The sequence below is a fragment of the Martinezella sp. CNPSo 3795 genome, from assembly GCF_057784475.1.
This window is the reverse complement of sequence record NZ_JBXSOQ010000004.1, coordinates 20,399-39,403: the sequence shown is the minus strand read 5'-3', so window position 1 is coordinate 39,403 and position 19,005 is coordinate 20,399. Positions and strand designations below refer to the sequence as shown.

Sequence of the window (19,005 nt, the reverse complement as noted above, 5' to 3'; positions counted from 1 at the left end):
CAGGCCAAGCGTCAACCGCGGGGCGCTCTCAAACGAAGGCAAAATTGAGCATGAAATTGCGGGCTTCGCCGGGCTGGAGAATATTGAATTCGCCTGCTTCCTCAAGCTCCTCGCGAGAAACCCACCGATGCGAAACCGGCTCGATGCCAAGCACATGGGCAGGCGCGCGCTGATTGCGCCAGACCTGCAGAAACGGCAGCGTGTCCGTTCCGAACCGCACCCTCAGAGTCTTCCCACCAATGGCCGCGATGGGTCCGAGGCTGATCTCTGCCCAATCCTCGCCCTTTTCCTGCGCCGGCACGCAGAAGATATCGCCCCCCTCCTCGCCGAAGGTCCAGGGAAAGCCACCATTTTCCAGCATCTGTCCGGCAAGACGCGTGCCGCTGTCGAACCATTTGCCGCCGATATTCATGTGGTACATCAAAAAGACCGGCATCGCCTCGGTACTCGTATTGACGATGCGGTCGGCAAGCGAGACCTCGCCGGTTGCGCCATCGATCCGCCAAAGACGTTCCAGCCTTGCGGTGCGGCGTTCGGCTGTGATGACATCGATATCGGCGCGGCATTCCGCGTTACCATTCTCGAATTTGGTCCAGAGAATTTTGGCTGGATGAGACGAGAAGGAACCATGCAGCGGATAGCGCTTGCCTTCATAGGCGCCGGACATCGGCTCTGGATGGCGGATATGATCCGGCCCGCAGGTGAAGAGGAAGCCTTCCACGGAATGACTGATACGCGGATCGCCATCGTCGGGAACAGCACTTCCGGGCGCGAGATTGTTGCCTTCGACGATGCAGGCGCCGATATCCAGCACAGAACCCTCGTCCAGCGTCAATTTCGGCCCCTTGGCCGCAGAAAAATCCATCATCCCTAAAGTCCTCCCTGATCGGCGCCGAGCGCAGGTGCTGTCCCAAGGTGGCGCGCGACTGAAATAAACGGTTATTTGGCTTACCAAATCTTAACTTGAAGCCTTGATCACATAAATTTTTATATTTTATTCAGCATGATAATCTAAATCTCCATACTGGCGTCAAAATTGCCATGTGTGTGTCAGCCGAACGACTATCCCGAGGATTCGACAGACGTGAACCGGTTCGTAAAATTGAGTTTTGCCCTGGCAACGACTGCCGCTGTATCTGCGCTCGCCCTCACCGATGCGCAGGCGCAATATTATCGCAGCGGCAACGGCAACACGGTTCTCGTCACTCCCGACGGCCGGATTCTTGATCAGTATCCTTATGGTGGTGGATATTCCATGGCGCGCGACGGACGCGGCCGCCGGGTTCTGATCGATGCCTATGGCAATATCGTCGCCACGGAGATGAAGGCCAGCACCTATTATCCCCGCGCGCCCGCTCGCGACAGCTACGTTGATAACGGCAGCCGCTATGGCGATACGCAGCTTTCCAACAACGGCAACTACCAGGACTATCGTCAGTATCGTACCGACAGCTACGGAAATTACGACGGCACTCCCGATAATGGTTACGGTCAGCAGGATCGTAGCGTGATCACCGGCGGCATTCCGCGTGACAGCGATATCCAGCGCCAGCCGCTCGACAATCAGCCCTTACCAGGCCAGAACCGGGGCCAGGCGAACCAGAACGGCAGTGATTACGCGTCAATCGATCCGCAACAGGGCGCACCTGATATCGTCAACAAGCCACCACCGGCCGAACCCGTCATCACGCTCAAGGGCAAGTCGAAGATGGAGATCACCGCGCTGGAGGTCTTCCTCGCGCGGCAGGGTATTTCGCCTGGTGCCATCGACGGACGGATGGGCGCAAACGTCACCAAGGCGATCTATGCATATCAGCAGATGACCGGCCAGACGCTCGACCCGAACAATACCGACGCGATTCTCGAGCAGCTGCGCATGTCCGGTGGGATGCCGATCGTGAACTACACGATCACAGCCGCCGATGCGGCTGGCCCCTATGTCGCGTCGATCCCCGAAGATTATGCCGCGAAGTCCCAGATGCCTTCTCTCGGTTACACGTCGACGACGGAAATGCTGGCCGAACGCTTTCATATGGATGAAGGCTACCTGAAGGCACTCAATCCCGGCGTCGATTTCACCGTTCCTGGGACTACCATCAAGGTCGTCAATACAGGCCCCAGCAAGACCGGCACGGTCGCCAAGATCCTGGCGGACAAGGGCCGCAAGCAGGTTTTCGCCTATGACGCGAACGGTACACTGATTGCAGCTTACCCCGCCAGCATCGGCTCCGCCGACACGCCCTCGCCGTCCGGCACCGTCACTGTCGAGCGCGTCGCCTTCAATCCCGGCTATACCTACAATCCGAAGATCAATTTTCAGCAGGGTGCCAACGACAAGGTTCTGAACATCCCGCCCGGCCCGAACGGCCCTGTCGGTACGGTCTGGATGGCGCTATCGAAACCGACCTACGGCATCCACGGCACACCGGATCCCTCGAGGATCGGCAAGTCGCAGAGCCACGGCTGCGTACGTCTTACCAATTGGGATGCGACCGAGCTCGCCAAAATGGTCAAGCCCGGCGTAGTCGTCGAATTCGTAGACTGATTGCCAGACATGCTTACACAAAAAAGCCGCCGAGTTTTCCCGGCGGCTTTTTCTTTGTCTTGAAATATCAAACGCACCGCTATTTTTCATCCGGCGCGTCAGGTAGTTCGGCGGCGTATCAGAAGCAGTCGCGGAACAAAGCCTTCGTGTTTTCGAGCGTCATCGGCACCGGATTGCCGCCGGCACTCGGATCTTCGATTGCCATGGCGGAGAGTTCGTCGATCCGGTCAGGTGCAATGCCCATAGCCGAGAGGCTTTCCGGCACGCCGAGTTCCGAGCGTAGCTTCAGCACATAATCATAGAAGCCGTCGAAACCACCCGAAATGCCAAGATAGGCGGCGGCGCGTGCAATCTTTTCTTCGATGGCCTTGCGGTTGAAGCGCAGGACAGCCGGCATGACGACAGCATTGGTCATGCCGTGATGGGTGTTGTAGACGGCGCCGATCGGATGCGAGAGCGCGTGGATGGCGCCGAGCCCCTTCTGGAAGGCGACGGCGCCCATGGCGGCAGCACTCATCATGTTGGCCCGGGCTTCGAGATCCGTTCCCTCGCGATAGGCGCGCGGCAGGAATTCCTTGACGAGCCGCATGCCTTCCAGCGCGATACCGGCCGACATCGGATGGTAGAACGGCGAGGAATAGGCTTCCAGGCAATGCGCAAAGGCATCCATACCAGTGCCGGCGGTGATGATCTTCGGCATGCCGACGGTCAGCTCCGGATCGGCAATGACGACGCCGGGCAGGAATTTCGGATGGAAGATGATCTTCTTCACATGCGTAGCGGAATTGGTGATGACGCTGGCGCGGCCGACTTCCGAACCGGTGCCGGCGGTCGTCGGTACAGCGACGATCGGCGCGATGCCTTCGACGCTGGCGCGGGTCCACCAGTCACCGATATCTTCGAAATCCCAGACCGGCCGGCTCTGGCCGACCATGAAGGCGACGCACTTGCCGAGATCGAGGCCGGAACCGCCGCCGAAGGCGACGACGCCATCATGGCCGCCGTCCTTGAACGCTTTCACGCCAGCTTCGAGGTTCTTCTCGTTCGGATTCGGATCGACGTCAGCGAAGATGGCACGGCCGAGACCTGCATCTTCCAGAATATCCAAGGCCGTCGCCGTGATCGCCATCGAGGCAAGTCCCCGATCGGTGATCAGCAGCGGCTTCTTCATGCCCAGGCTCTTGCAGGCGTCCGCGAGCTCCTTGATGCGGCCGCGGCCGAGCTTGAAGGCGTTCGGATAGCTCCAATTGGCTGAGATAGTGCTCATGCTGTTACTTTCTTCAGATGATAGGATTTCGGGCGCGTCAGATTGTGGAAGCCGATGATCGACAGCGAGCCGCCGCGGCCGGTTTCCTTGACGCCGGTCCAGCATAGAGCCGGATCGAGATAATCGGCGCGGTTCATGAAGACGGTGCCGGTTTCGATTTCGCGGCCGATACGTGAGGCGCGCTCGACATCCTTGGTCCAGAGCGAAGCCGTCAGACCGTAGGGACTGTCGTTCATCAGTTCCAGCGCTTCCGCATCGCTCTTCACCTTCATGATGCCGACCGCTGGACCGAAGGTTTCTTCGCGCATGAAGGCCATGGAATGATCGACATTGACGAGGACCTGCGGCGCAAGATAGGCGCCGCCGTCATCGGCCGGGAACAGCTTCGGATCGACCAGCGCCTCGGCGCCCTTGGCAACCGCATCGGCGATCTGTTCACGCACGACCTTGGCAAAGCGCTTATGCGCCATCGGCCCGAGCGACGTCTCAGGATCCAGCGGATTGCCGAGCTTATAGTTCGAAACCCAGGCAACCGACTTCTCGACAAAATTGTCGTACAGCGATTCATGCACGTAGATGCGCTCGATGCCGCAGCAGCACTGGCCGGAATTATAGGTCGCGCCATCCATCAGCGTATCGACGGCAGCGTCGAGATCAGCGTCTTCCATGACATAGCCCGGATCCTTGCCGCCAAGCTCAAGGCCGAGGCTGGTAAAGGTACCGGCTGCCGCACGCTCGATCGACCGGCCGCCTTCGACGGAGCCGGTGAAATTGACGAAGTTGAAGCTGCCGGCGGCAATCAGCGCCGAGGTGGTTTCATGATCCAGGAAGACATTCTGGAAGACATCGGTGGGAACGCCGGCCTCGACGAAAGCCTGCACCAGCCGCTCGCCAACGAGCAGTGTCTGGCTTGCGTGCTTGAGAATGACGGTATTGCCGGCCATTAGCGCCGGGGCGACCGTGTTGATGGCCGTCATGTAGGGATAATTCCAGGGCGCGATGACAAAGACCACGCCATGCGGTTCGCGCTCGATGCGGCGGGCGAAATTGGCACTATCCTCGACGACCAAGGGTGCCAGTGCGTCGGCGGCGATCGAGGCTACATAGTTCGAGCGCTCGTTGAAGCCGCGATATTCGCCGCCATACTTGATCGGACGGCCCATCTGCCAGGCAAGCTCCGGCACGACGACATCGGCCATCTCATTGAGCCGAGCCACACCCTTCAGCACGAGCTGGACACGATCCTCCAGCGGACTACGCGCCCAATCCTTCTGCGCCTTGCGGGCGCGTGCCACGACGTCCTTGCCAGCTTCCAGCGACAGTGCCGGACGCTCGGCATAAACCTCTCCGTTCACCGGAGAGACGCATGTGATCATGGTCATGATCGAATTCCTGTTTTCTTGGTCATCCGTTGATTGCCCGGATGTTGTGCAAGCAGGGCCGCATTCAAAAGAGAAACGGCGGACAGACAAAACATCCCAGCGCCCTGCCCGATCATAAAATGAAAATCGGGCAGGAGGCAGATCGCAAAAGCCTTACGCTCTTTCGAATCCGCGCGCCACTTCCCAATCGGTCACACGACGATCGTATTCCTCCTGCTCCCATTCGGCAGCGCGGGTGTAGTGATCGATGACATCATCCCCGAAGGCGGCACGCAGCATCTTCGACGTCGTCAAGGCAGTCGTGGCATCGCGCAGCGTGCGCGGTATCTCGCGAACTTCGCGCGCGCCATAGGCGTCGCCGACAAACGGCGCCTCGAGTTCAAGCTTGTTTTCGATACCATCGATACCGGCTGCGATCAGAGCCGCAAAAGCCAGGTAAGGATTGAGGTCCGAGCCCCCGACACGGCATTCGATGCGGATCGATTTCGTATCCTCGCCGCACAGGCGGTAACCGGCGGTACGGTTATCCTTGCTCCAGATCGCCTTGGTCGGCGCGAAGGTGCCGGCCATGAAGCGCTTGTAGGAATTGATATAGGGCGCCAGGAAATAGGTGATCTCGCTGGCATGGGTCAGAAGCCCGGCGACATAGTGCTTCATCATCGGCGACATGCCGTATTTGCCGCCTTCTTCGAAGAACTTCGGGCTCTTTCCGTCGAGGCTCCAGAGGGATTGATGGATGTGCGAGGAGCTTCCGGCGGCACCGTAATTCCACTTCGCGAGGAAGGTGATTGCCTTGCCCTTCGACCAGGCGATCTCCTTGCAGCCGTTCTTGATGATGGCATGGCGGTCGGCCATATCAAGCGCGTCGGCGTAACGGACGTTGATTTCCTCTTGCCCCGCCGAAGCCTCGCCCTTCGAATTCTCCACTGGGATGCCCGCGCCCTGAAGGCCGGTGCGGATCGCCCGCATCACTTCTTCCTCCTTGGTGGTCTGGAAGATGTGGTAGTCCTCGTTATAGCCGCTGGCGAGCTTCATGTTGCGATAGCCAGCTTCGCGCGCGCTGTCATAGCTCTGGTCGAACAGGAAGAATTCGAGCTCCGAAGCCATGTAGGCCTTGAGCCCCATGGCTTCCAATCGCTTCACCTGCTTCTTCAGAATGGCGCGCGGAGAATGCGCAACTTCCTCATGTGTATGATGGTCAAGCACATCGCAAAGGACGAGCGCCGTGCCTTCCAGCCAAGGAATGCGGCGCAGCGTGGCAAGGTCTGGCTTCATGGTATAGTCGCCATAACCCTTCTCCCAGCTCGTCGACTTGTAGCCGGAGACGGTCTCCATCTCGATGTCGGTCGCCTGCAGATAATTGCAGCTATGCGTTTCCTTCCAGGCGCTCTCGATGAAGAATTCCGCCTGGAAGCGTTTGCCCATCAACCGGCCCTGCATGTCGACCTGACATGCCAGAACCGTATCGATGAGCCCTTCGGCCACATCTCGCTTGAGGTCGTCGAACGTATAGCTGCTGCTCATAATTTGGTCCGCCTGAACAATGAATTGAAACGTCGGCCTGCCGAACGATACCGCCTTGCGGGATAATCCGCGCGCGTGCCGCCGTGTCGCTACCGGTGAAAAGGGTCGCAGGTCTGCGACCCCATTGCTCGCAAAGATTAGACTTCGCTTACGTCTCGCCGACGGCGGCTTCCGCTGCCGCGATCTCAGCCTTGCGCTTGGCAATGGCATCGCCGATCGGCGGGCCCTTGAAGCGACGGCGCTCGAAGCCGAACCAGACGATGGCCGTCAGAACCAGGAAGCCGACGGTGATAATGCCCGCCCAGTCGTTCGGCGGCTGAATGCCGAGAACGAAGATGATGATCATCGCGATGATCGACAGCACGGCAAATAGCTTGAACAGACCTTCCCCGAGGTTCCAAGGGCCCATCTTGTCCCACTTCGTCGTACCCCATGCGAAAAGGCCGAGCGTGATCGGGATCGCAAAGGAGAAGAACAGGAAGATGACGGTGCACGAGACGACGATGGTGTAAACCGGCGTATCGCCGATCGATACCAGCGACGACCCCCAGACGAACAGGACGGAAAGGATCGACCCAGTCCAGATCGCCGAAACCGGCGTGCGGTATTTCGGGCTGACCCGAGACAGAGCCTTGGATCCCGGCAGACCGCCGTCACGCGAGAAGGCGAAGATCATGCGCGAAACCGAGGTTACCGTTGCGAGACCGCACAGCCACTGGCTGATGAAGATCAGCAGATAGAGAATGTCCTTCACGATGGGATTGACCTGTGCGTCCATTGCCCAGAAGAACACGTTCCAGCCCTGCTTGGCGGCATCGTCCATATTCGGCAGCATCAGCACAAACGAGCAAAGCATGATGTAGCCGAAGAGCGCCGACCACAGAACCGACGACACCATGCCGCGCGGAACGGAATGGGCGGCTTTCACTGTCTCTTCCGACGTATGGGCCGAGGCATCATAACCGGTGATCGTGTAGATCGGCAGCAGAAGGCCGAGCGCGAAGACCCAGAAAGTCGAAACCTGCGGCCAGACCGGGGCACCGGTTGCCGAGCCGTCGGCAGCAATCGTCGCCAGACCGGAATAGTTGGTGAAGGTGAAAAGCCGCGCAAAATCATAGGACGGCGCAGCGATCAGGCAAACAGCCGCCAGAAGGATCGAGGTTGCGAAGATCAGATAACCGGAGAAGTCGGTCAGCTTCGCCGTCAAGCCGATACCCATGTGATTGACCAGCGCCTGCAGACCTGTGATGACCACCAGGAACACGATGCGCACCAGCGTGGTGTCGGTCATGTTGAAGTAGCCGCCGAATGCGCCGACGAAGAAGTAATAGGTGCCGACATTGATGGCGCCGAGGACGGTGACGAGGCCGAGCAGGTTGAACCAGGCCGTCAGCCAGCCGGTGAAGCGATTGCCGAGGATCGAGCCCCAGTGGTAGAGACCGCCGGCCGTCGGATAGGCCGAACTGATCTGGGCCATCGCCACAGCGAAGACGAGCGATATGAAGCAGCCGACAGGCCAGCCGATACCAATAGCGGCACCGCCCGCACCCGATGTCGCTTGAGCCAGCGAATTGATGCCGCCGGATAGAATGCAGATGATCGAGAAGGACACGGCGAAATTCGAGAATGAACTCATCCGCCGTTCCAACTCCTGAGCGTAGCCCATGGAGTGCAGGATCTGGACATCCTGCTTCTTGTCTGACTCTGTATAATCAGCCATGCCATTCCCCCTAAAGCCCGGTCGTCCGCGGGATTGCGGAGAACCATGTGTCACATTGACCGCTGACATTTCGCCATGCGGCCCGATCGCAGTTGAACTGCTCCCCGGGGTCTTTTTCTTTTATGCTCAGGCTTCCAGACTGCTCTGGAGAAGCCCCGTCAGATAATCGGCCATGACCCCTTGACCGACGTCATCTCGAATGAGGTCGTTGCGGACCTCGATCATTACGTTATGCAGACCATTGGCGAGCCCATGCAGCTTCAACGTATGGGTGACACCGTCTTGAGGACCGTAAGGCTGATTGCGCTCTGTCTGATAGAGCGGTGCCTCAGCTGCTGCATCAAGCATGCGATCGGCCAGCCAACGGTCTTCATCATGCAGAATGCCAAGCTCCACTGCCCGCGGCTTGCCATTATAGACCGGCGTGAAGCTATGGATTGTCACGATCACGGTTTTTTGTCCGCGCGCCGCCCGCTCCTTCAAGAGCGCCCGAATGCGATCGTGAAACGGGATGTAGAGCCCTTCCGTACGCGCTTTTCTATCCGCCTCGCCCAAGTGCTGATTTCCAGGGATCGTATAGATCTCGCTCGTCTCCGGCATGGCACCGGCGCTTTCGGGGGGCCTGTTGCAATCATAGATCAGCCGGGAGAAGCGCTGAAAAACCAAGGTGGCATTCAAGCCGGCGGAAATTCCCCTTGCAACCGCGAGTGCGCCCGGATCCCACGCGATATGGCTGGAAAGCGCCTCAACGGAAAGCCCGAGGTCGCCGAACCGTTCTGGAAGCGCGCGGGAGGCATGCTCACAGACGAGCAAAACCGCACTGCTTCCGTCCGGTCTTTCGACCGCAACGCAATCGCCGTCTGCCTTCGTCAAAATACCTTGCTGCGCGAGCATCGGAGACGCCCCATTGCCGATTAACAAAATGTTTATAAGAAAAGAATTCTTCAGGTTTTCGCCGCTGTCAACTGGAAACTGAAATTATTTCTTCATTTGTGACATTGACTCGAAATGTGACAGCGTTGTTATATCCTGCAAGGAAAGCGGCATCAGACCGTTCCGGGGAGCTAAAATCGAGTGAACAATGCGTCGAAAACAGTTTCAGACGTAATCAATGCGCGCTTTGACACGCTGACGCGCGCCGAAAAGCAGCTCGCCAAGAGCCTGCTCGACAATTATCCCGTTTCCGGGTTGGGCAGCATTACCACCGTCGCCGAGAATGCGCGGGTTTCGACCCCGACAGTCGCACGCATGGTGCAGAAACTCGGATACAAAGGCTATCCGGACTTCCAGGCCCATCTTCATCAAGAAGTCGAGGCAACGATCTCCAACCCCCTGACGAAGCACGATCGCTGGGCATCCAACGCGCCAGGCACGCATATCCTCAATCGTTTCGCCGACGCCATCATGGGCAACCTGCGACAGACCCTGTCGGATATCGACGTGGCGACCTTCGATGGCGTTGCCGCGCTGCTGTCGGAAAGAAAACGCGGCCTTTATTTCGTGGGCGGGCGCATTACAGGGGCGCTTGCCGAGTATTTCTTCACCCATATGCAGGTCATCCGCCCCAACACGACGCTGCTCTCCTCCAATTCCAGCACCTGGCCGCAATATGTCCTGAACATGAATCCGGGCGATCTGCTCGTCATATTCGATATCAGGCGTTACGAGCAGGAAATGGTCAATCTGGCCGCCGCCGCCCGCCGGCGTGGCGCGGAAATCATCGTCTTCACCGACCAGTGGGCAACGCCCGCCGCCAAGCATGCGAAATACACGTTCCGCGTGCAGATCGAGGCGCCGTCCGCCTGGGATTCATCGGTTGTCACCCTCTTCATCGTCGAAGCCCTGATCGAAGCTGTACAAAGCTCGACATGGGACGAGACAAGCGAGCGTATGAAGACACTGGAAGGTCTTTTCGAGCAAACCAAGCTGTTTCGCAAGCTAAGTTGAAGGGGAATGAAAACAGAAAATAACGGTCCGTGAAGGGTGTGAAATACAGCGACTGTCATACTTGTCGATTAGAAGCAAAAATCGACTGCGTTTTCAGCAAACGCAACACTTTGAAGTCGTCACACAACCTTCATGTAACGTCATTAACAGCAACGCCAGACACTGAAAACCCAAAAGGAGGAAATGCAGTGATCTCGAAAATTCATCGTCTTCTGACAATTTCTACGGCGATGCTCGTCGCTTCGACGGCTATCGCGGCCGCAGAACCGAGCGCCGATCTCATCGCTGCCGCTAAGAAGGAAGGCACGCTGACCACGATCGCCCTGCCCCACAACTGGTGCGGTTATGGCGACCTGATCGCTGCGTTCAAGGCGAAATACGGCATCGAAGTCAACGAACTGAATCCGGATGCCGGTTCGGGCGATGAAGTCGAGGCAATCCGCGCCAACAAGGGCAACACCGGCCCGCAGGCTCCCGACGTGATCGACGTCGGTCTCTCTTTCGGCCCGACGGCCAAGAAGGAAGGCCTGCTGCAGCCGTACAAGGTTTCCACCTGGGATTCCATTCCGGACAGCGCCAAGGATGCCGAAGGCTACTGGTACGGCGACTACTACGGTGTTCTCTCTTTCGTCACCAATAAGGACGTCGTGAAGAACCCGCCGAAGGACTGGGCTGACCTCCTGAAGCCGGAATATGCCAACACCGTTTCGCTCGCTGGTGACCCGCGCACGTCGAACCAGGCAGTTCAGGCCGTCTACGCCGCCGGCCTCGCAGCCGGCGAAAAGGACGCCGCCAAGATCGGCGCCGCCGGTCTCGATTACTTCGCGAAGCTCAACAAGGCCGGCAACTTCGTTCCGGTCATCGGCAAGTCCGCCTCGCTGGCTCAGGGTGCAACCCCGATCGTCGTCGCCTGGGACTACAACGGTCTCTCCTGGCGCGACAGCCTGAACGGCAACCCGCCGGTCGACGTCACTGTTCCGGCTTCCGGCGTTATCGCTGGTGTCTACGTCCAGGCGATCTCGGCTTTCGCTCCGCATCCGAACGCTGCCAAGCTCTGGATGGAATTCCTCTATTCCGACGAAGGCCAGATCGGCTGGCTGAAGGGCTATTGCCACCCGATCCGCTTCAACGACCTGGCGAAGAATAAGAAGGTTCCGCAGGAACTTCTCGACAAGCTGCCGCCGGCTGCCGCCTATGAAAAGGCCGTCTTCCCGACGCTAGAAGAACAGGATGCCGGCAAGACCGCCATCACCACGAAGTGGGATTCCGTCGTCGGTTCGAACGTGCAGTAATCACAACTGACTTGGCCTCCCCGCTTCGGCGGGGAGGTTTTCCGTTTTTTGACGCCGCGGATTGGGCCAATCATGAGCACCGTGACAACATCGACCATCAGCACCACGCCCTTGATCAACAAACGCGTGGTCGTTGACTGGCTGGGCATAGCGCCCTTCCTGATCTTCGCGCTGCTGTTTCTGATTTTGCCGACAATCTATCTGATCGCTGGCGCTTTTCTGACGCCGGACGGCGGCCTGACGCTGAAGAACATCGGCGATCTGTTCACGAAATCCATCTTGGACTCCTATTGGATCAGCATCAGGGTTTCGGTCGCCTCGGCGCTCGGCGGCGCGTTGATCGGCTTTTATCTGGCCTGGGCGCTGGTCATGGGCGGACTTCCGGCCTGGGTGCGCCATGCCTTCCTTACCTTTTCCGGTGTCGCCTCAAATTTCGCCGGCGTACCACTGGCTTTTGCGTTCATCGCCACGATCGGTCGCCTGGGCCTCGTCACGCTGCTGATGAGGGATTGGTTGGGTTTCAATCTCTATTCCACAGGCTTCAATCTCTACAGCTTCGTCGGCTTGACCATCACCTATATGTACTTCCAGATTCCGCTGATGGTGCTGATTATCACGCCGGCGCTGGACGGCATGAAAAAGGAATGGCGTGAAGCCGCATCCATCCTCGGGGCGACCACGAGACAATATTGGCTCATGGTGGCGCTCCCCATTCTCTGGCCGAGCCTGCTTGGCACGACGCTGCTGCTGTTTGCCAACGCCTTCGGCGCCATCGCAACGGCCATCGCGCTGACGGGCAGCTCGCTGAACATCATCCCGATCCAGCTCTACGCGCAAATCCGCGGCGACGTGCTGCACAACGCCAATCTCGGCTATGCAATGGCGCTCGGCATGATCGTCATCACTGGCATTTCCAATGTGATCTACATCATCATGCGTATTCGCGCGGAACGGTGGCAGAAATGAAGCTGCAAAAATTCTTTGCCTGGATCGCTGTTGTCATCGGCGCTATCTATTTCATCGTTCCGCTCATCGGTACGCTGGAATTCTCACTGCGCATGCGTCGCGACGCCTATAGTTTTGACGCCTATGCATCAGTCGTTTCGGACGCTCACTTCCTGTATGCGTTCGGCTATTCGATGCTCATGGCCTTGCTGACCATCATCTTCGGCATGTTGATCGTGGTGCCTACGGCTTATTGGGTGCGCCTCCGTTTGCCCCAAATACGCCCGATCGTCGAGTTCATCACGCTGATGCCGCTGGTCATCCCCGCCATCGTCATCGTCTTCGGCTATCTGCGCCTCTACAATTCGTCATCGATCCTGCCTTTGACAGGCTTCGAGCAGACGACGAACTTCCTTCTTGTCTGCTCCTATATTGTCTTGGCGCTCCCCTATATGTATCGTTCAGTCGACACGGCGATGCGCACGATCGATGTCGGCACCCTGACGGAAGCCGCAGAAAGCCTTGGCGCGAAGTGGACAACCATCATGCTCCGCTGCATTTTCCCCAATGTCATGAGCGGCGTCCTCTCCGGCGCATTCATCACGCTGGCGATCGTCATGGGCGAATTCACGATGGCCTCGCTGCTCAATCGTCCGGCTTTCGGCCCTTACATGCAGCTCGTCGGCGCCAACCAGGCTTATCAATCCTCGGCGCTCGCCATCATTGCGCTTGCTGTCACCTGGCTTAGCATGGGTCTGCTGCAGCTCGTTTCCCGCTTCTCAAAACTGGCTCCGGTTAAGGCGTAAGGCTTCTCACCATGGCTTTTCTCGAACTCACCCACATCAAGAAATCATTCGGCGAAGTTCAGGTCGTTCACGATTTCAATATGCAAATCGAGAAGGGAGAATTCATCTCCTTCCTTGGACCATCGGGCTGCGGCAAGACGACCGTGCTGCGCATGATCGCCGGTTTCGAAACGCCGACCGCCGGCACCCTGTCGATCAACGGCAAGGATCAGCGGGCGTTAAAACCGAACCAGCGGAATATCGGCATGGTGTTCCAGGCCTACGCGCTGTTCCCGAACATGACGGTGCACGACAACGTCGCTTTCGGCCTCAAGGTGGCCGGCATGGCAAAGCCCGACATCGATAAGCGCGTCAAGGAGATGCTGGCTCTCATCAAGCTCGATCATCTCGCCGGCCGCTATCCCTATCAGATGTCCGGCGGCCAGCAGCAGCGCGTGGCGCTCGCCCGCGCTATCGCCGTCAAGCCGCAGGTGCTGCTGCTCGACGAGCCGCTTTCGGCGCTCGACGCGAAGATCCGCATCTCGCTGCGCGAAGAAATCCGCGCCATCCAGCAGCAGCTCGGCATCACCACCGTTTTCGTGACCCACGACCAGGAAGAAGCCCTGTCGATCTCGGATCGCATCGTCGTCATGAATGCCGGTCGCGCCGATCAGATCGGCACGCCTTTCGAGATTTACAACACGCCGGCAACCCGCTTCGTCGCTTCCTTCGTCGGTACGCTGAACCTGATCGAAGGCAAGGTCGTCGATCCCGATAGCAACCGCATCATGATCGGCGATCAGGGCGTGACCCTGAAGCAGTCGGTGACGGCCTACAAGCCAGGCGATACCGTATCGCTTGCCCTGCGTCCGGAAGCCGGTTCGCTGGCGGAATCAGCCAAAGGCGATACCGCTCTCACGGGCGAAGTCTCTTCGGCACACTTCCTGGGTTCGGTCATTCGCACCCGCATGAACGTTGCTGGCAACACGATTTCCTTCGACATGTTCAACAGCCCCGGGATGATGCCTCCGAGCGTCGGCGAGAAGGTGACGCTGCGCTTCGCCTCCTCCGATCTGCTCGTGATTCAGGATTGAGAAAGCACCCTGCGTCGCAGGGTCATTTTGGAAAATTATTCGCGGACGCCGGGTCAGAAGCCCGGCGTTTTTCTTTGATTTTCATGAGAGAAAGCATTTATAGTCCGGACGTTCTCAGGGCGGGGTGCAATTCCCCACCGGCGGTATGGGGAGTTTCCTCGAGCCCGCGAGCGCCTTCCGAGCTTTCGGAAGGGTCAGCAGATCCGGTGAGATGCCGGAGCCGACGGTATAGTCCGGATGGAAGAGAGCAAGCAGGATCGCACCTCCTCCGCGCGAGGGATGCCGCGATGTTGCGTGTTCGCCCAAGGGATATTTGACAACAACCCTTGAAAGGCAAAATTCATGACCATTTCGATTTCTACCCAGCCGAGCCGCGTCGCGATCATTCGGGCTCGCTGGCATGCCGATATCGTCGATCGCTCGGTCGACTCCTTCGTTGCCGAATGGCAGACGACGGAAGGTGCATCGCCGATCGATATCTTCGACGTGCCCGGCGCCTTGGAAATTCCGCTGCATGCTCAGACGCTCGCCCGCAACGGCCGTTATTCCGCAATCGTTGCCACCGCTTTCGTTGTCGACGGTGGCATCTATCGCCATGAATTTGTCGCCAATACGGTTCTTGATGCTATGATGCGCGTCCAGCTGGACACCGGCGTGCCGATCCTGTCGGCAGTCCTGACCCCGCATCACTTCCAGGAGTCGGAAGCCCACATCCAGTTCTTCAAGGAACATTTCATCATCAAGGGCCGGGAAGTCGCCAGCGCCTGCCGCCACATCCTGGCGGAGCGCGCCAAGTTGCTGCCGGCCGTCACGGTCTGAACCAGCATCGTGGAGGCGCGGCTAGAGCTCGCCTCCACATCACAAGGGAGAAACGTCAGTGACCGTCCTACGCATCATCCCGAACCTGTCCGCCGCCGATCCCGCCACGGCCCGTCTTTTCTACCACGACCTGCTCGGCCTCGACATCGTCATGGATCACGGCTGGATCCTGACCTTCGCCTCTGAAGCGGCAACAGTGCCGCAGATCAGCGTCGCCAGCGAGGGCGGTTCGGGAACGCTCGTCCCCGACCTTTCCATCGAAGTCGACGATGTCGATACGCTTTATCAGCGCGCCACCTCCATGGGCTTCGGCATATTGTATGACCTGACGGACGAGCCGTGGGGTGTCCGCCGCTTCTACGTCCGCGACCCCTTCGGCAAGGTGGTCAATATCCTCTCCCACCGCTAGTTCAAGCTCGCGAAGAGCCTCAAGGGCTCTCCGGCGCTCTCACCGCAGATCGAGATTGAATGTAGTGCGCTCGGCCGGCCAGACCGATTCCGAATAGGTGATCGGCACTCCGTCGGTATCCGCATCCACCTTGCGCGTCACCAGCAACGGCGCGGATTTCGGCTGGCGCAGGATCCGCGCCTCGTCGGCCGTCGGCATGCGCGCCTCGATCTCCGTCGACAAGCGCTCATAGTCGGTGACGCCATAGCTGGCGAGCGCTGCCGAGATTGTCGGATGCCTCAATCTAGCCTGATCGAAATCGGGAAAACGTTCGGCCGGATAATAGGAATCCCCCAATTCCACTGGAATACCGTCGGCCGTCATGACACCGCGACGATGGATGACCGACGCGCCGATTGCGATCTTTAAATGGGCCGCGACGCGTTCGGTCGCCGGCACGATCTCGTGAACGAGCAGCTCGCCGCCCGGTTCGAAACCTTGCTCGATCAGATTTTTGTGGAAGCGGGTGCGTTTCGACAGCGTATAGTCGAGCACGCCCCTATGAACGAAGGTTCCCCGCCCCTGTTCGGCGCGGACCAATCCACGCTGCTCCAAGTGCCCCAGCGCCTGCCGCACGGTGAAACGGCTGACGCCGAACCGCCGCATCAGCTCGGGCTCGGTCGGCAATTTCTCTCCGGGCGCGAAAGTCCCGGCGGCAATATCGGCCGCCAGGATCTCGCCGATCTGATGCCAGAGCGCGCTGCCGCCCTTTCGGTCGATCGTCTCCATATCAGATACGCTTCTCCAGCCGGAACAGCAGCTTGTATTCGGCTGGATAGCTCAACGCATCGAGAATGCTCGGATAATATTTCCGATCCTTGGTGGCACGCACAAAACCATCATAGCCGAAACGCCTGACCGAAACATCGAAGCCGGCCGCCGTGAAGGCTTCGATATAATCCTGTGGCGAACGATCCTGCATGGGCGCGTTGCTGTTGTTGCCGATCAGCTCGAGCCACTTCGGCCAAAGCGGCATTTCATTGTGGCACCCGGTCACCGCGTAATAGACGCCCCCATTGCGCATGGCCTGGAACATTCCCTCGGCATGCTCTCGCAACTGCGGCAGCAGATAGATCACCTCATAGCTGAAAGCCACGTCGAAGCTGTCGGCAAAGGGCGCCAGGTCGGTCGTGACATGAAACTGGAGCGGCATGTTGCCTGCGGCTTCGACAGCGGCAGCCACCGATTCCGAAGCGATATCGATGCCGACACCGCGTCGGAACGGCCGCATGGCGTAAAGCAGCCGTAGAAAGCCGCCACGGTTGCAGCCGAAATCCAGGACGGTCTTCGAGGAGAAATCCCGCTCCGGCACCGTCTCAATGAAGTGACGCCAATAAGGGCTATGCGATTCTGCCATGGCGGCGTCGCCCTGCGGTTCCTTGTGCCATGTCGCGTAAGTCGTTGCTGCGCTTGTCATCATGCTCTCGCTGTTGGAGTGAACTGAACCCTTTATAACTCCACCTCATGACAGTCACATAAATTCGTCCGGACGACTGGACTAATAATGATAATCTTTCGCGCGTGATCAGTTAGCTCCTATTGCAGGCAGTCTACCATCCATTGCACGCCGAACCGGTCCGTCAGCTTGCCGTAGTAGCTGCCCCAAGGCTGAACGGCGAGTGGCGTCGTCACCGCGCCGCCCTCAGCCAATCGAGCAAAAATCCTCTCGGTGCTCTCTCGGTCATCCATTATGAGCATATGAGCGGAACCTCTCATCGGCTCGGCATCGTGATTGTCGGAAGCGAAGAACGAGACGCCTGGCCCCTCAAAGCGAGCGTGCATAACCCTGTCCCGCATCGCTTCGTTGGCAAGCGGCACCCCATCAGCACCATGACGAACCAACAGCGTCACTTCGCCGAGCCCGCAGACTGTATAGAAGGCAAGCGCTTCCTCGCAATGCGTCGTGAAAAACAGATAATTGGCGAGTTGCATCTCCTGCCTCCCTTGTTGTCGGACGAGCGGCCCACGCAGCCGCCCGGTATCAATGCCAATTATCTCATCTCACGCGCGATGAGCTTCAACCTCAGGCGCTGCGGCGCTCGCAATAGCGCCAACCAGATCGGCATTGCTGTAGCTTTGTCCCGCAATGCCCCAAGCACCCTCAGGCGCATAGACGATGTTCGACCAGATATGCTCACGCTTGATCCGCCCTTCGGCCGCCTGCTCGACGACATCAGTCGCCCTTGCAATGAAAGCGCGCTTGGCTTCGGTGGTCGCAAGCGCGATTTCGGGCAACTTGAGTTCGATGAAGGCTGCAGCGACGGGCTTTCCGGCTGCCAGCACATGTGCGGCCGGAAGCACATTGATCGAGCCGATGACATTGGCCGTCATAAATTCATTCCCGGTCAGGCCGGCAACATCGAGGACTGCACCCGTAAGTCCGGCAAAAGCTTTTGCCTGCGCTTCGGATGAAAGCAGTCCTTCGGACACGGTAAGTGTAATGGGCATGGGGTATCTCCTTGTTGGACCTATGACGGCAATTGATATATACCGATCACTCTTTAACGATACATACCGATCGCTCTCTATGCAAGCAATAAAGAGAGATCGCTCTCTATGGAGATAGCAATGCGCTACAGCGCCGAACATAAGGAAGAGACCCGGACGCGGGTAGTCGCTGCTGCAGGGCAAGTCTTTCGCAGGGAAGGCTACGGCGGCGCAGGCATTGATGCACTGACGAAAGCGGCCGGCGTTACCAACGGCGCCTTCTACGGACACTTCAAGTCCAAGAGCGAAGCGTTTCGCACCGCCGTCGTGGAAGGATTGGAAGAGCTGCGCCAAGCGATCCTAACGCTCAGGCAAAACCAGTCGAAAGACTGGTTGAAGGCGCTCGCCAGCTTTTACCTCGGCTACAAGCGGACTTGCGATCTCGGTGACAGCTGCACACTGCCAAGCCTTTCCCCCGATGTCATGCGTGCCGATGAGGAAACGCGCCGCGCCTATACGGTGGAATTGAAAAAACTCATCGCCGATGTCGCCGCCGGCCTGCCGGGGAGCACAAGCTCTGGTGAAACGACGGCAGAGGATCGTGCCATCGTTCTTCTCGCTACGCTGAGCGGTGGTCTGACGCTTGCCCGCGCCGTCTCCGACCCCGCCCTTTCCGTCCACATAGCCGAAGTCATTGAGCGGGCTGCTCTGACAGCGGGCGATCCTCCGCGGCCGCAAAGCGAATGACGATGCAACTCAAGCGGACGAGATGCAGCCGAGACGGAGCCTATTGCCTCCTCTCGGTGGGGC

General features: G+C 58.7%; 19 protein-coding genes and 1 riboswitch. Of the genes, 9 read left to right on the top strand and 10 right to left on the bottom strand.

What is annotated here, in order from left to right:
• Positions 1-28: 28 nt before the first annotated feature.
• Entirely contained in the window at positions 29-868 is an 840-nt protein-coding gene (locus tag AC13QY_RS13565) for a DUF4432 family protein (RefSeq protein ID WP_113351943.1), read from the bottom strand.
• Between the two features lie 216 nt (positions 869-1,084).
• On the opposite strand from AC13QY_RS13565, the gene AC13QY_RS13560 reads away from it, so the two are divergent.
• Positions 1,085-2,545, top strand: coding sequence for a L,D-transpeptidase (locus AC13QY_RS13560; protein WP_488493589.1), 1,461 nt, complete (start codon positions 1,085-1,087; stop codon positions 2,543-2,545).
• A gap of 118 nt (positions 2,546-2,663) precedes the next feature.
• Here the strand turns inward: AC13QY_RS13560 and AC13QY_RS13555 are convergent, their stop codons facing one another.
• The 5 genes from AC13QY_RS13555 to AC13QY_RS13535 form a co-directional block, all read right to left on the bottom strand.
• The gene (locus AC13QY_RS13555; protein WP_113332880.1) at positions 2,664-3,812 is read right to left on the bottom strand and encodes an iron-containing alcohol dehydrogenase; all 1,149 of its coding nucleotides are present in this window, start codon (positions 3,810-3,812) and stop codon (positions 2,664-2,666) included.
• The gene (locus tag AC13QY_RS13550) at positions 3,809-5,194 is read right to left on the bottom strand and encodes an aldehyde dehydrogenase family protein (protein ID WP_113351941.1); all 1,386 of its coding nucleotides are present in this window, start codon (positions 5,192-5,194) and stop codon (positions 3,809-3,811) included. The genes AC13QY_RS13555 and AC13QY_RS13550 overlap by 4 nt, the downstream gene beginning before the upstream one ends.
• 153 nt (positions 5,195-5,347) lie before the next feature.
• Entirely contained in the window at positions 5,348-6,718 is a 1,371-nt protein-coding gene (locus tag AC13QY_RS13545) for a glutamine synthetase family protein (RefSeq protein ID WP_113332879.1), read from the bottom strand.
• A 148-nt stretch (positions 6,719-6,866) separates the two neighbouring features.
• A complete protein-coding gene (locus AC13QY_RS13540) occupies positions 6,867-8,438 on the bottom strand; it encodes an amino acid permease (protein WP_113351940.1) in 1,572 nt (523 codons plus the stop codon).
• A 126-nt stretch (positions 8,439-8,564) separates the two neighbouring features.
• Positions 8,565-9,332, bottom strand: coding sequence for an N-formylglutamate amidohydrolase (locus AC13QY_RS13535; RefSeq protein ID WP_095435307.1), 768 nt, complete (start codon positions 9,330-9,332; stop codon positions 8,565-8,567).
• Between the two features lie 180 nt (positions 9,333-9,512).
• Between AC13QY_RS13535 and AC13QY_RS13530 the strand changes: the two genes are divergently transcribed.
• The 7 genes from AC13QY_RS13530 (at position 9,513) to AC13QY_RS13500 (ending at position 15,729) form a co-directional block, all read left to right on the top strand.
• The gene (locus AC13QY_RS13530; protein ID WP_095435308.1) at positions 9,513-10,385 is read left to right on the top strand and encodes a MurR/RpiR family transcriptional regulator; all 873 of its coding nucleotides are present in this window, start codon (positions 9,513-9,515) and stop codon (positions 10,383-10,385) included.
• Positions 10,386-10,573: 188 nt separating this feature from the next.
• Positions 10,574-11,677, top strand: coding sequence for an ABC transporter substrate-binding protein (locus AC13QY_RS13525; protein WP_113332877.1), 1,104 nt, complete (start codon positions 10,574-10,576; stop codon positions 11,675-11,677).
• Positions 11,678-11,749: 72 nt separating this feature from the next.
• Entirely contained in the window at positions 11,750-12,643 is an 894-nt protein-coding gene (locus AC13QY_RS13520) for an ABC transporter permease (protein WP_113351939.1), read from the top strand.
• On the top strand, positions 12,640-13,428 hold the full coding sequence (locus AC13QY_RS13515; protein ID WP_152092644.1) for an ABC transporter permease: 789 nt from the start codon (positions 12,640-12,642) through the stop codon (positions 13,426-13,428). Before AC13QY_RS13520 ends, AC13QY_RS13515 begins: the two co-directional genes overlap by 4 nt.
• 11 nt (positions 13,429-13,439) lie before the next feature.
• A complete protein-coding gene (locus AC13QY_RS13510; protein WP_069612572.1) occupies positions 13,440-14,501 on the top strand; it encodes an ABC transporter ATP-binding protein in 1,062 nt (353 codons plus the stop codon).
• A gap of 106 nt (positions 14,502-14,607) precedes the next feature.
• Positions 14,608-14,754: riboswitch (FMN riboswitch) on the top strand.
• A gap of 89 nt (positions 14,755-14,843) precedes the next feature.
• The gene (locus AC13QY_RS13505) at positions 14,844-15,320 is read left to right on the top strand and encodes a 6,7-dimethyl-8-ribityllumazine synthase (protein WP_113332874.1); all 477 of its coding nucleotides are present in this window, start codon (positions 14,844-14,846) and stop codon (positions 15,318-15,320) included.
• Positions 15,321-15,378: 58 nt separating this feature from the next.
• On the top strand, positions 15,379-15,729 hold the full coding sequence (locus tag AC13QY_RS13500; RefSeq protein WP_113332873.1) for a VOC family protein: 351 nt from the start codon (positions 15,379-15,381) through the stop codon (positions 15,727-15,729).
• A gap of 39 nt (positions 15,730-15,768) precedes the next feature.
• On the opposite strand, the gene phnF is transcribed toward AC13QY_RS13500, so the two are convergent.
• From phnF to AC13QY_RS13480, 4 genes are all read right to left on the bottom strand, one after another.
• Positions 15,769-16,497, bottom strand: coding sequence for a phosphonate metabolism transcriptional regulator PhnF (gene phnF, locus AC13QY_RS13495; RefSeq protein ID WP_113351937.1), 729 nt, complete (start codon positions 16,495-16,497; stop codon positions 15,769-15,771).
• Position 16,498: 1 nt separating this feature from the next.
• Positions 16,499-17,185, bottom strand: coding sequence for a class I SAM-dependent methyltransferase (locus AC13QY_RS13490; RefSeq protein ID WP_113351936.1), 687 nt, complete (start codon positions 17,183-17,185; stop codon positions 16,499-16,501).
• A gap of 119 nt (positions 17,186-17,304) precedes the next feature.
• A complete protein-coding gene (locus AC13QY_RS13485) occupies positions 17,305-17,700 on the bottom strand; it encodes a VOC family protein (protein WP_113351935.1) in 396 nt (131 codons plus the stop codon).
• Positions 17,701-17,769: 69 nt separating this feature from the next.
• Positions 17,770-18,216 carry a tautomerase family protein gene (locus tag AC13QY_RS13480; protein ID WP_113332869.1) on the bottom strand — a complete coding sequence of 149 codons (447 nt, stop codon included), beginning with the start codon at positions 18,214-18,216 and terminating at the stop codon, positions 17,770-17,772.
• A gap of 120 nt (positions 18,217-18,336) precedes the next feature.
• Between AC13QY_RS13480 and AC13QY_RS13475 the strand changes: the two genes are divergently transcribed.
• Positions 18,337-18,942 (top strand): TetR/AcrR family transcriptional regulator, encoded by a 606-nt coding sequence (locus AC13QY_RS13475; RefSeq protein ID WP_113351934.1) that lies wholly within the window; start codon positions 18,337-18,339, stop codon positions 18,940-18,942.
• Positions 18,943-19,005: the final 63 nt, after the last annotated feature.